This is a genomic window from Pseudoclavibacter sp. VKM Ac-2888 (genome assembly GCF_015351285.1).
Classification (GTDB): domain Bacteria; phylum Actinomycetota; class Actinomycetes; order Actinomycetales; family Microbacteriaceae; genus Pseudoclavibacter.
Genome location: NZ_JADKSM010000005.1, coordinates 1 through 12,572 on the forward strand (window position 1 = coordinate 1; position 12,572 = coordinate 12,572).

The following is a 12,572-nucleotide window of genomic DNA, read 5'->3' on the forward strand; positions in this document are numbered from 1 at the left end:
CGCCGATGGTACTGCAGGGGGGACCCTGTGGGAGAGTAGGTCACCGCCGGACTTCTTCATAAGCCGGGGTTGGTTGTCGAGTGAGCAGAGATGCTCCTCGATGACCGACCCCGGCTTTTTTGTTGCGCAAAATCGTCCAGACGCCTGGACGGGCGGGGCGCGCGCAGCGGTTGGTCAGCGCGCAGCCTGTTCATGGTGGGAGCCGCCGGCCTCGACGTCGGGCGCCTTCGTCGTGAGCTTCGCCGCGATGGTCTGCGCGTCTTCGCGAATCGCCGACATGATGGTCGCGCTCACGAACCCGACGATGAGCACGCCGGACACCATGAGCGAGACGGCCAGGGCGCGGCCGGCGAGCGTCACGGGCGTGAAGTCGCCGTAGCCGACCGTCGTGATCGTCGTGAACCCCCACCACAGCGCATCTCCCATGCTCACGATCGACGCCCCGGGCGTCTTGTGCTCGACGAGGTACACGCCGAGCGACGCGGTGTACACGTACAGGAGCGACGCGATCGACACCGCGAGGACATTGCGGGTTCGCTTCGCCCGAGGGCCACCGCGGCGAAAGAACGGCAGGCGCCAGAGGTACGTGACGATGAGGAACGGCCGCAACACGACGACGAACAGCGACAGCAGGTCGAACCAGCGCGAACGCACGAAGGTGAGCTTCACCGGGCTGATCACGAGGCGGATCAGGAACTCGACGATGAAGAGGGTCCAGCTGACCGAGACGACGCTCGTGAGCTGGCTCTGCGCGTCCGCGCTCAGCTGCACGTCGATGAGCAGGAGCGATGACGCCGCGAAGAACACGACCGCGACCACGAACATCGGCAGCGACGTGGAGTGCTCCCAACGTGCCAGCGCCCGCCAGCGGGCCTCGGCACGTGCCGAACCTCGCCGCTCAGCAGGCGCTTGATCGTCGTGACTCGGACGCTGGTCGTTGCTGCTGCTCGTGCTGGACGTCATACCTCGAGCGAACCACAGGAGGGTCCGCGCCGCGAGCAGGAAGCTCTGGCGGCGGGAAGCGGAAGCCCGGTCATTGCTTAGCGCTGCGGGTCCTGGTCCCGGTCATCGTTGTCTCCGAGGATCAGCACTGCTGCGAGTCGCACGAGCGTCGCCTCGTCCTGCGGGTGGGCGTCCGAGCCGGCGAGCAACGAATCGCAATACGCGGTGAGAAATGCGGCCGCCGAGTGCTGGAGTGGTGTCCTGCTGCCAGCTCGGGACGTCGACAGTCTGCCTGCGTCCGTGCTCGCGGGCATGAGCTGCTCACGGGGAATCGTGAAGCAGTGCAGGATCGAGTCGGCCTGCAGTCGGTGGGTGTGCGGTGCAGAGTTCAACACGAAGGTCGCATCGAGCGGGTCGAGGGTCGTCGAGCGCGTCCCCTGGCTGCTCGCGACGGAGCCCGTGCGTGAGATGAGCAGGACGACCTCATCCGTGAGCTCGCCCGCTGGGCCCTCGAGGCGCACCGCGTGAGCGCCGGGGTGGATCACGCGGACGCGAACACGTCCGGCTTGATGCGATCGTTGCGAACGATCGCCCGCGGGGTAGTTCACGGGCACCTCCTGAGCTCCCAGATGGTCACGGGGTCTTTGTCCGGATCCCCCCTCTGGCGCGGGGATGGGAGGGGTGTTGGCTCCTCGTACCGTCTCGGAGACGACAGCGGACCCCGGCAAAGATGCCGGGGCCCGAAGCCTTGGTCGTGCGAGCGCGTATTACGCCTTGTTCCTGCTGCTGCGGCTCGTGATGAATCCCCAGATGAGGAGAACGATGAGCGAGCCACCGATGGCCAGGAGCCAGCTGCTGAGCGAGAAGAACGCGTCAACGCCCTCACCGAAGAGCATGCCGCCGATCCAGCCGCCGAGCAGTGCGCCGACGACGCCGAGGATGAGGGTAGCGATCCAGCCGCCAGCCTGCTTGCCGGGCAGGATGAGCTTCGCGATGGCCCCGGCGATGAGTCCGAGAAGAAGGAATGCGAGGAATCCCATGAGAGCTCCAGAGTTCGATGTTGACTGTAGTCGCCGGTGTCGGACGATGGCTTCCCCTGTGGCGCTTGTGGCACTCAGTTGGCACTGCCGCGTCTTTAACCGGACAACCCATTGTGGCCCCCGGATATCCATATAACGAAATCCTGTGCGGGAATCCACGGAAATCCGTGCCCTCGCTGTGATATTCGCGCAACACTGAAAGTGCTGGGCCGAAAAGCAATCAGATAAAGGCCCCGGATGCAAGATCCGGGGCCATATCTGTTTGTCGTGCTAGATGCGTTTGTCTTACATCATCGACGGCGGCATGAGCACCGAGTCGATCAGGTAGACGGTTGCGTTGGCGGTCTGGACTCCACCGCAGATGACCTTGGCGTCGCCGACCATGAGGTTGTCGCCCTCACCGGTGACGGTGACGTTCTCGCCCTGGACGGTCTTGTGGTCGCCAGCGATCTCGTCAGGCAGGATCTGTCCCTCAACCACGTGGTAGGTGAGGATCCCCGAGAGGAGGTCGGCGTCGGTCTTGAGCGTGTCGATCGTTCCTGCATCGATCTTGCCGAAGGCCTCATCGACCGGTGCGAAGACCGTGAACTCTCCGCCGTTCAGCGTCGAGACGAGGTCAACATCGGGGTTGAGCTGGCCGGAGACAGCCGCCGTGAGCTGCGTGAGCAGCGGGTTGTTGGAAGCCGCAACTGCGACCGGGTCCTGGGACATGCCCTGGACAGAGCCTGCTCCGTCCGGAACCTGAGCTGCGTAGTCGGCGCAGCCGGATCCGACGAGGTTGGCTGCTGGGTCCATCGTCTCCATGGTGGTTTCCATAGGCGTCTCCATTGCAGTCTCCATGGGGGAGGCTTCCGTGGAGGCGTCGGTCTCAGCCATGGGGGCCGAGTTCGAGCAGGCTGCCAGGCCGAAGGTCGAGATGGCCGCCAGCGAGAGGAGGGCGAGTGAGCCCTTCCTGGTGATAGTGCGCATAACTTCACTCCTCATTTCTCGGCCGGGGGGCCGGAGCCGCATCCGTTGCGGTTCACAAAGGCATTCGGAGGCCCTCCTGAAGCGGATTGGAAAAGTTCGGAATAAAACTTCGGCGACCCCCACATGCCCGTCATTCCGGGGATCTCGGGCCCAAACGTGATGCGCGGTTTCAGCTGGCAGCGCTCATGGCGGCCGTGGAGCTGCCCGGCTGTGGGGCGTGCGGGGCGCAGAGTGCGGCACTGATCCGGAGAGCTGAGCGCGGCGTGGACACCTTATATAGGCGTGTGTCTCCCACTGCTCGCCGAACGTCTGGCCGGGAAGGAGCGTCAGCCGGTTGCTTCCTCGGACTGCTCTCGCGCCGTCGTCCGGTGGACAGCGCGGATCGAGCGCATCGAATACGCGGAAACGACAAACCGATAGGCACACGGCTCCGAATGCAGTGCACAGGCATGAACGTCCGCCTGACAACCATGCTTCAGGGAGCGCAACATGATCTCGCTAGGACTCATAGGCTTCCTCGGAGGCCTCATCACGGGAATCTCCCCGTGCATCCTTCCCGTGTTACCCGTCATCTTCTTCTCGGGCGGCGTGCAGGGTGCACGCAGCGACGAGGAGATGCAGGCCGAGGCTCAGGATCCCGGGGCCGAAGGGCCTGACGAGGGCGCGCTCAAGACGAGAGTCAAGAGCGAGCGCACGACGAAGCGGCGCGCATCCGCCCGGCCGTACCTCGTCATCCTGGGCCTCGTTACGAGCTTCAGCGTCTTCACGCTGCTCGGCTCGCTGCTCCTCAGCCTCCTCGGGCTCCCCCAGGACGTGCTGCGCTGGGCAGGCATCATCGTGCTTGTCCTCATCGGCGTCGGCCTCATCGTGCCGAAGTTCGAGCACCTCCTCGAGAAGCCGTTCTCCTGGATCCCGCAGAAGCAGGTCAACACCGACCGCGGCGGCTTCCTCCTCGGCATCGCGCTCGGCGCCGTCTACGTGCCGTGCGCCGGCCCAGTGCTCGCAGCCATCACGGTTGCCGGCTCGACCGGTCAGATCGGAATCGAGACCGTCATCCTCACGGTGACGTTCGGCATCGGCGCCGCGATCCCGCTCCTCATCTTCGCCCTCGCCGGACGTCGCGTCGGCGAGCGAGTCAAGTCGTTCCGCAAGCACCAGCGCGGCATCCGCATCACTGCAGGTGTCGTCATGATCGCCCTCGCGATCGGACTCGTCTTCAACCTCCCGCAGATCCTCCAGCGCCTCGTGCCGGACTACACGGCCGGCCTCCAGGAGCAGTTCAACTCCAACGAGCAGGTCGAGGAGGCGCTCGCCTTCGGTGGCCTGGTCAACGACCAGAACGAGCAGCTCACCAACTGCACGCCCGGCGACCCGGAGCTCGGCGACTGCGGTCCTGCCCCAGAGATCCTCGACATCCAGGAGTGGATGAACACCCCTGACGGCGAAGCGGTGCAGCTCGCTGCGGAGGCCTCTGAGGGCAAGGTCGTCCTCATCGACTTCTGGGCCTACTCCTGCATCAACTGCATCCGCTCCATCCCGCACGTCACCGCATGGGACCAGGCGTACAAGGACGCCGGCCTCCAGGTGATCGGCATCCACTCTCCTGAGTACGCCTTCGAGAAGGAAGCCTCGAACGTCGCCAACGCGATCGACGAGTTCGGCATCGAATACCCCGTCGCCCTCGACAACAACCTGGGCACCTGGACCAACTACCGCAACAGGTACTGGCCAGCCCACTACCTGATCGACGCAACGGGAACCGTCCGTGCCATCCACTTCGGTGAAGGCGGATACGCCGAGACCGAGGCCCAGATCCGCGACCTCCTCAAGGAAGCGAACCCGGACGTGCAGCTCCCCGGCGAGACCGACACCTCGGACACCACGCCGGAACTCGGAAGCACGACACCAGAGACCTACCTGATGCCGACGAAGGTCGTCAACTACGCAGGTGAAGGCGAGTACGGCCAGGGCGACCGCAGCTTCACGTTCCCCGCGCAGCAGCAGCAGGACACCTTCTCGCTCGACGGTGACTTCAACCTCGACTCGCAGGGCATCCGAAGCGACGACGGAGGAAAGATCAAGCTCTCCTACACCGCCTCGACCATCCGCATGGTGCTCGGCGGCTCCGGAACAGTGACCGTCGACGACGGCACCGGCCCCCGAGAGATCCAAGTCGAAGGCAACCCGGGCTCCTACCTCCTCTTCGAAGGGGACCAGAGCAAGCAGGGAGAACTGACCGTGACGCTGGGGGGTGGCGTGGATGCTTACTCATTCACCTTCGGTTGAGACCAGGCCGAACGTCCCAGCAACGCACTTCCCAGGAACCCAACACGAAGTCAACGAACTTCGCGAAACGTTCGCGAGATGGCAAGCTGAACTTGTGAGCGAAGCCATCGGAGAGATAGAGGACCTTCTCGTGCGCACCGCTACAGGAAGCAAGGAAGCCTTCTCGACCCTCTACGACCTCATGGCACCACGTGTCCTCGGACTCATCAGGCGAGTGCTTGTCGACCAGGCGCAGTCCGAAGAGGTCGCCCAAGAGGTGCTGCTCGAGATCTGGCAGACCGCCGCATCGTATTCGCCGAGCAAGGGCAAGGCGACCACATGGATGCTGACTGTCGCGCACCGCAGAGCCATCGACCGGGTGCGTGCATCCCAGGCATCGAAGGACCGTGACCTGAAGATCGGGGCACGGGACTTCGAAGGGGAACGCGACGACGTCGCCGAGTCCGCTGAGATCAGCATCGAGCACAAGAGGGCCCAGAAGGCACTCAGCGCGCTCAGCGATCAGCAGCGGGAGGCGGTCACCCTGGCCTACTACGGGGGTCTCACCCAGAGTGAGATCGCGGAACGGCTCGGGGTGCCTCTCGGCACGGTGAAGACAAGGATCAGAGACGGAATGAATCGGTTGCGTCGCGAGTTGGGGGTGGTGTCATGAGTTACGAACAGGAACGTGAGGAGCTCGAGCAGCTGCTTGCTGCAGAGGCGCTCTCCGCCAACGACTTCGACGATGCCGCAGACCGCGCACTGTTGAGCAAGCTGCTGGAAGACGGCGAGCTCTCGGAGGAGTTCGAGAGCTACCAGGAGGCCGCAGTGCAGCTCGCGCTCGCAGTCTCCCCGGTGCGTCCTCCTGCATCCATGAAGGGGTCGCTGTTCGCGAAGCTCGACAGCTTCCCGCAGCAGAACCCGGTCGGCGGAGAGAAGGAGTCCGCGGCCCCCGCGGGAGCCTCCGACGCCGGCACGCCGTCGGCACCTGCCGACGCTGCTCCGCGGGACGCCGAAGGGGAGGGACGGCCCAGGCTGTCTCTCGCGCCGGAGCCCAAGAACGACGCCGACGAGCGCGACGCTGACGACGAACGACGTACTGTCGCCGTCGGCGGTGGAGCCTCGAGCACCTCGACCGGAGACGACGACTTCGGGCCCGTGGAGACACGAGCCCGCGGCCGCTGGTTCCGCAGCAGCGCCCAAGCCATGTTCGCCGCGACTGCCGCGGTTGTCCTCGCCGTCGGCCTGTTCCTCGGCGGAGGCCTCGCCTTCGGCGGGTTCGGGCAGGACTCGCAGGAGCCGTCCGTTGCCGACGGCGACGTGGCGCTCATCCTCGCCGCCCCCGACGTCGACAGTGCTCGCACCGAGGCGGCCGGCGGCGGAACCGTCACGGTCTACTGGTCGCAGGAGCTCGGCAAGTCCGCGGTCGTCGCGGACGGCATGGCCCAGTTGCCCGAAGAGAACGACTACGAGCTCTGGTACATCGACGGGGAAGGTCCCGCACCCGCCGGGGTCCTGACCATGGCCGACGGCGCACCCGCAGTGAAGGTGCTCGACGGAACATTCACGCCAGGCATGGCCGTCGGCCTCACGGTCGAGTCGAAGGGCGGATCCGCGACGGGCCTGCCGACGACCGACCCGGTCGCGGTCGTGCAGAGCTAGAGCGCACCGCCGAGAAGAACGACGAAGATCGACCTCAGAGCCCCCGAGCGGCATGTCCCTCGGGGGCTCTGTCGTGCCGCTTTGTCAACCCATCATCTTGCGATCAGACAGGGGCAATAGCCTCGCGAGCATGGCATCACCAGGCACGCCCCCAAACGCCCAAGCCAGCGAGTCCGCGAAGCACAGCACGACGTCTTCGTCCGGCAGCGACTTCACCACCGGACACGCTCCGGCCAACAGCAGCACGCCCGCTACGCCAGCCCCGACGGGCAACGAGCCGGCGCTCAAGGCCGTTCCTCGAGCGGACGGCTCGGCGCCGAGAGTGCTCGTCTTCGGATCGACCGGCTACCTGGGAGGCCGCCTCGTGCCGAGGCTCGTCACCGCCGGCTACCGGGTGCGGGTGCTGGCCCGCAACGCCGGCCGCGTCGCCGCGTACGACTGGGGAGACCACGTCGACGTGGTCGTGGGCGACGCGGACGACCCGAAGGCCGTCGGCGAGGCCATGCAGGACATCGACGTCGTCTACTACCTCGTCCACGCCATGGGGTCCGGGTCCGACTTCGAACGCACCGACCTGCAGCTCGCCGAGAACGTGGCGGAGCAAGCCGCGAAGGCCGGCGTCTCCCGCATCGTCTATCTGGGAGGCCTGCACCCTGACGACGCGAAGCTCTCGAAGCACCTCCGCTCCCGCAAGGAGGTCGGCGAGGTCTTCCTGAAGTCGCCCGTCCCGACCATCGTCCTGCAGGCCGGCATCGTCATCGGCTCCGGCTCCGCGTCCTTCGAGATGGTTCGGCACCTCACCGAGGTGCTGCCCTACATGCCTGCCCCGCAGTGGGTGCGCAACCACATCCAGCCCATCGCCGTCCGCGATGTCCTCCACTACCTGCTTGGTGCCGCCCGCATCGAAGGAGACGAGAACCGGCCGCTCGACATCGGAGGCCCCGACGTGCTCAGGTACGGGCAGATGATGAACGGGTACGCCGTGAAGGCCGGCCTGCGTCAACGGGCCATCGCTTCGCTGCCCGTCTTCACGCCAGGCCTCGCGTCTCGCTGGGTGAACCTCGTGACCCCGATTCCGAAGTCCATCGCCCGGCCCCTCGTCGAGTCGCTGCAGAACGAGTGCGTCGTCAAGAACCGCGACGTGGATGCGCTCATCCCGCCGCCCGAGGGCGGCCTCACGACCTACCTGCGGGCCGTCGAGCTGGCCCTCGGCCGGGAGAAGCAGCGAGCCACGGAGACGAGCTGGCGGGACGCGAACGTCCACAGCGCGCCAAGCGACCCGCTGCCCGCCGACCCGGACTGGGCGGGGCAGACGGTCTTCACCGATGAGCAGTCGAAGGAGAGCACGGTCTCACCCGAGGAGCTGTTCCGCGTCATCGAGGGCATCGGCGGTGACAACGGCTGGTACTCGTCGAAGCTGCTCTGGGGGGCTCGCGGCGTCATGGACAAGCTCGTCGGCGGGGTCGGGCTGCGTCGTGGTCGCACCAACCCGGACCGTCTCGCAGTCGGTGACGCACTCGACTTCTGGCGCGTCGAGACCATCGAACGCGGCGGCGAGCACGGCTCGCTCCTGAGGCTTCGGGCCGAGATGCGCGTCCCCGGGCTCGCGTGGCTCGAGATGCGGGCCATGCCGGTCGGCGACGGAGACAGCGAGTCGGATGCGCGCGGCGACGAGCTGAAGGACGGGGAGCGCATCCGCTCCCGCTACGAGCAGCGCGCCGTCTACTTCCCGCAGGGTCTCCTCGGCCGCCTGTACTGGGCAGCCGTGTTCCCCTTCCACGGGTTCATCTTCGCGACCATGGCGTCCCGCATCGTGGCGACGGCAAGCGCGAACGCGAACGCGGAGGACTGAGCAAGCCCGCCCGCTCTCAGTCTCCCTACCCGCCCAGCCCTCCTGCGCCGTCCCCGCGCGCAGACCTGGGGGTTGTGCATCCGCCGAGCGCGTCAGGATGCGTTAGCCCCGGGTCTGTGACTGGCGCGCGCAGACCTGTGGGTTGTGCATCCGCCGAGCGCGTTGCGGATGCGTTAGCCCCAGGTTTGCCGCTGGCGCGGGTGCAGACGTGGGGAGGAGGCACCTCCGTTGGGCTGGGCGCGTGCGTCAGCCCCGGGTCTGTGACTGGCGCGCGCAGACCTGGGGGTTCTGCATCCGCCGCGCGCGTCACGGATGCGTCAGCCCCAGGTTTGCCGCTGGCGCGGGTGCAGACGTGGGGAGGAGGCACCTCCGTTGGGCTGGGCGCGTGCGTCAGCCCCGGGTCTGTGACTGGCGCGCGCAGACCTGGGGAGGAGACACCTCCGCGGGGCTGGGAGCGTGCGCGAGCCCCAGGTCTGTGCCGCGGCCCTCGGCTTTCGGCCCTCGAGTCAGCAGGGGCTGCTCGGCGTCACAGCTTGCCGAGCATGCGCAGCCGGCGCTCTCGCAGGGCGTGCGCGTGCGCAAGGAATGCACTGGGGTCCGGCCAGAGGTCTGAGATGGTGAGCCGCTCGGAATGCCAGCCCAGATTGGTGACCTGGCGAACGCGCTGGATGTCGCGTCTCCACTGCGTCGGACTCACCAGATGACCGAGCCCCTCGAAGTCGTAGGCGATCTTCGCCTCGAGATCAGCGCAATCAGGGCGCGCGACTTGCTTCCCTCGGACACGCAGAGAGTGCTGAACGGTGAGTTCCGGATATCCGGAGTCGTGGAGCACGAAGCGCAGGAGACTCTCGTACGGCGACTCGACTTTCTCGCGAATCTGCGGCGTCATCTCGCGGAGCAGGGCAGCGCCGAACCCGGGCGACCACTCGGCCACGAAGCGTTGCAGGACATCGGGCGTCTCGAGGGTTCCGTGCCAGCGGCGGTTCGGGTAGTTCTCGGCCCCGCTGACAAGCGCGTCCCCGAAGCCGAGGAGGTCCGGCCGCGCTGAGGCGGCGTTCGAGCGCAGGAGGTCGCGACTCATCAGGCCGTAGAGGAGCGCGGGATGGGGCAGCGCGACGCCAGCGAACGTGAACGTGCGCCAGAGCCGTGCTGGGACGATTCTGGTGGTGACTCCTGGGCGCCGCGGCACGTTCGTGCCGTCAGGGACGACGAGATGGACGCGCGGATCCCGGAGGAGCTGCAGCGGCAGCGGCAGGCCAAGGATCCGCGCTGCGGAGACTGCGCCGTAGGCGTGCGCTTCCTTGAGGAGCGGCGCGTACTGCAGATCACGGGCTCGGAGCTGCCGGCGAATCGCTGCCGAGGTCGACTCTTGTTCGTCAGCCGGATCTGTTGCGCCACTATCGCCGCGAACGCCACGAAAGGGTCTCGCCAGCCCCGGGTTCCTCAGCCGGCCCCTGCCCACACCCAGGTCTTGCGCATCCGCCACCGTGAAGCTCTTGCCCCGGAGTTCGGGTGGAAGCTGGTCGCGAAAACGCGGAAGTCTGTCTGGAGGAGCCACACGGCGACGCTACGTGCGCGGTGTCGCCCGCGCGCGACCCCGCGAACAGGCTGTGGAGAACTCCAGGATCGGCGCACCTGTGACAACACAGTGGAGCTCGGCCCCTGGGCGCGGACAGACCCGGGGGTTGCGCATCCGTTTGGCCCGTGCGCGGTGCGCTAGTCCCAGGTCTGCGAGCGGGAGCGCGGTGCGTTAGCCCCGGGCCTGCGGGCGGGGGCACGAGCGTGGGCGCGACGGGCACGCGACCGGGGTGCGGAGGAGGAGAGCGGGGCAGCGGCGAGGGCGCGCCACCTCGGGCGGTGCGGGCGGCGTGGGCGGCGCGGGCACCTCGGGCGGTGCAGGCCGTAAGGGGCGTTCAGCCGGCGGTGGAACCCAGGAACTCGACCTCGGTGCTCCCCGTCAGCGGCTCCGAGGTAACTCCGGTGACAGTCACGGTCACCGTGTAGGTGCCGGGCGTCCCGAGTTCGAACGAGATATCACCGCACACCGTGTCGTAGTTGCTGCTGAGCGCCTTCGCCGTGCGAGTGATGGTGTCGACGCCCTCGGCGCTCGCGGTGTACTCGCACGTGCCCGTCCGGGTCACGCCGGTCACGCGGGCCTCAGCGGTGATCCACGAATGGCGGTCGTCCGCCGTGGCGGCGAAGACGAGCTCCCCGCCGTCCTCTGCCGTTGAGGCCTCCGAGGCTTCCGGGCTTTCCGTAGCCTGTGGCGCTGCGACCGGCGAGAACGTTCCAGTGCTGGATTCTGAGCTCGGCGCACTGCCGGTCGGCGAGCATCCGCTCACCACGACCAAGACAGCGACGGCGCACGCGACTCCGAGGCCCGCTGCCTTCCAACGAAACCTTGAGCCGCGCTGCTGGGATTCCAAGGATCAGGCTCGGTCTTGGAGCTCCTTGACGGCGCGCGCGAAGTCACGGGTCTGCAGCACTTCGAAGGCTGCACCGGGGTCGGACCCCGCCGAGACCACGCAGAGCTCGTCGATCTTGTTGATGAAGCCGAGGACACGTCCGTCTTTGACGACCCGGTACGAGTTCTCGGAGAGGCGGTCGACGCGGCCCTCGGCGGGCGTCGTCGCGGTGAGAGGTGGAACGGGGAATGGCATGAGGCTCCTGCCGTCGTTGGCGACCGTCTCAGACGGATAGTCGCATCTTCGCGCACTGACATGTGCGCTGAGGGATGTTCCCTGAGTTCTGTGGAGAGTTCTCACGACATCTCAGGGAAGCTGATACCTCCTAGAAATACGCCAATCTGATCCTCAGCGTTGAAGCCTTGCCACAACGGGGTGGTGGGTGTTACCCAAGGGGCATGGTTCGACTGCGAAGGTGGACTCCCTCGGGAGGGGCGTGGACCCGGCACACGGCCGGGAATGGCTTCAGCTACCGCGACGAGCGTGGCGAGCGCATCGTCGACGCGCGAGTCCGAGAGCGCCTCGCGTCGCTCGCGATCCCACCGGCCTGGAGGGACGTGCGCATCGCGCCACACGAGAACGCGCATGTCCTCGCCCTCGGCGTGGATGCGCTCGGCCGAACCCAGTACATCTACCATCCCGACTGGACGGCGAAGCGGCAGATCGTGACCTTCGACCGGGCGCTCGAGCTGTCCCGGGTGCTCCCCTCGGCGCGGCGCTCCGCGACGAGGGCCCTTCGTACAGCGAGCTCCGGCAGGGATGCCTCGCTCGCCGCGAGCTTCAAGCTCCTCGACACGGCGTTCCTGCGGGTCGGCAGCGAGAGATCGGCGAAGCAGTTCGGGCACCGGGGGCTCACGACCTTGCTGAACAGGCACATCCTGCTGCAGGACGAGCAGGTGCTGCTTGAGTTCAAAGGCAAGAGCGGGGTGCCGTGGAGTGCCCTCATCGAGGATGTCGAGCTCGTGTCGTTCCTGGGGGAGCGCAAGGGCGCCGGCTCTCCTGGGCGCCGCATCCTGGCGTGGAAGGACGGGCGGGCTTGGCGGCGACTCGCGGCCAGAGAGGTGAACGACGACATCAGGTTGCGCACGAAGGGCGAGTTCACGGCGAAGGACTTCCGCACGCTCCACGGCACGGTCTTCGCTGCGGGTCGGCTCGCCGAGCTGGGGGTCGGGGGCACCGTCCGGGAGCGGAAATCGCTGGTGGCGCAGGCCGTGCGGGACACCGCCGAGCTGCTCGGGAACACGCCGGCGGTCGCGAGGTCGAGCTACATCGATCCGCGCGTCATCGAGGCCTACGACGAGGGGCGGGTCGTCGCGGTGGGCAGGGGCTCAGGCGAGGCCGCGCTGCGGGAGCTGCTGCTGGGCTCGTCCAGCTGAC

Annotated in this window: 12 protein-coding genes; 5 read left to right on the plus strand and 7 right to left on the minus strand. The window is 67.1% G+C overall.

Features of this window, described 5'->3' with window-relative positions; genetic code table 11:
- Positions 1–174: 174 nt before the first annotated feature.
- The 4 genes from ITJ61_RS19110 to ITJ61_RS19125 all read right to left on the minus strand — a co-directional run bounded on the left by ITJ61_RS19110 (position 175) and on the right by ITJ61_RS19125 (position 2,951).
- Positions 175–963, minus strand: a complete 789-nt coding sequence (locus ITJ61_RS19110; protein ID WP_194687148.1) for a potassium channel family protein — start codon at positions 961–963, stop codon at positions 175–177.
- Positions 964–1,040: 77 nt separating this feature from the next.
- Complete coding sequence (locus ITJ61_RS19115; RefSeq protein ID WP_194687149.1) at positions 1,041–1,550, minus strand: hypothetical protein; 510 nt, start codon at positions 1,548–1,550, stop codon at positions 1,041–1,043.
- A gap of 159 nt (positions 1,551–1,709) precedes the next feature.
- Positions 1,710–1,982, minus strand: a complete 273-nt coding sequence (locus ITJ61_RS19120; RefSeq protein WP_104244975.1) for a GlsB/YeaQ/YmgE family stress response membrane protein — start codon at positions 1,980–1,982, stop codon at positions 1,710–1,712.
- A gap of 285 nt (positions 1,983–2,267) precedes the next feature.
- Positions 2,268–2,951 carry a fasciclin domain-containing protein gene (locus ITJ61_RS19125; protein ID WP_104244973.1) on the minus strand — a complete coding sequence of 228 codons (684 nt, stop codon included), beginning with the start codon at positions 2,949–2,951 and terminating at the stop codon, positions 2,268–2,270.
- A gap of 489 nt (positions 2,952–3,440) precedes the next feature.
- On the opposite strand from ITJ61_RS19125, the gene ITJ61_RS19130 reads away from it, so the two are divergent.
- From ITJ61_RS19130 to ITJ61_RS19145, 4 genes are all read left to right on the plus strand, one after another.
- Positions 3,441–5,237 carry a cytochrome c biogenesis protein DipZ gene (locus tag ITJ61_RS19130; RefSeq protein WP_104244971.1) on the plus strand — a complete coding sequence of 599 codons (1,797 nt, stop codon included), beginning with the start codon at positions 3,441–3,443 and terminating at the stop codon, positions 5,235–5,237.
- A gap of 94 nt (positions 5,238–5,331) precedes the next feature.
- A complete protein-coding gene (gene sigK / locus ITJ61_RS19135; protein WP_323744412.1) occupies positions 5,332–5,889 on the plus strand; it encodes an ECF RNA polymerase sigma factor SigK in 558 nt (185 codons plus the stop codon).
- Entirely contained in the window at positions 5,886–6,878 is a 993-nt protein-coding gene (locus ITJ61_RS19140; RefSeq protein ID WP_194687150.1) for an anti-sigma factor, read from the plus strand. The genes sigK and ITJ61_RS19140 overlap by 4 nt, the downstream gene beginning before the upstream one ends.
- A gap of 130 nt (positions 6,879–7,008) precedes the next feature.
- A complete protein-coding gene (locus tag ITJ61_RS19145) occupies positions 7,009–8,730 on the plus strand; it encodes an SDR family oxidoreductase (protein ID WP_194687151.1) in 1,722 nt (573 codons plus the stop codon).
- 526 nt (positions 8,731–9,256) lie between these two features.
- Here ITJ61_RS19145 and ITJ61_RS19150 read toward each other — a convergent pair.
- From ITJ61_RS19150 to ITJ61_RS19160, 3 genes are all read right to left on the minus strand, one after another.
- Positions 9,257–9,811: a hypothetical protein gene (locus ITJ61_RS19150; RefSeq protein WP_228497237.1), complete on the minus strand. Its 555-nt coding sequence runs from the start codon at positions 9,809–9,811 to the stop codon at positions 9,257–9,259.
- An 832-nt stretch (positions 9,812–10,643) separates the two neighbouring features.
- The gene (locus tag ITJ61_RS19155) at positions 10,644–10,880 is read right to left on the minus strand and encodes a hypothetical protein (RefSeq protein WP_146082017.1); all 237 of its coding nucleotides are present in this window, start codon (positions 10,878–10,880) and stop codon (positions 10,644–10,646) included.
- Between the two features lie 279 nt (positions 10,881–11,159).
- Positions 11,160–11,390 carry a hypothetical protein gene (locus ITJ61_RS19160; protein ID WP_104243362.1) on the minus strand — a complete coding sequence of 77 codons (231 nt, stop codon included), beginning with the start codon at positions 11,388–11,390 and terminating at the stop codon, positions 11,160–11,162.
- A 203-nt stretch (positions 11,391–11,593) separates the two neighbouring features.
- On the opposite strand from ITJ61_RS19160, the gene ITJ61_RS19165 reads away from it, so the two are divergent.
- The gene (locus tag ITJ61_RS19165; RefSeq protein WP_104341921.1) at positions 11,594–12,571 is read left to right on the plus strand and encodes a DNA topoisomerase IB; all 978 of its coding nucleotides are present in this window, start codon (positions 11,594–11,596) and stop codon (positions 12,569–12,571) included.
- Position 12,572: the final 1 nt, after the last annotated feature.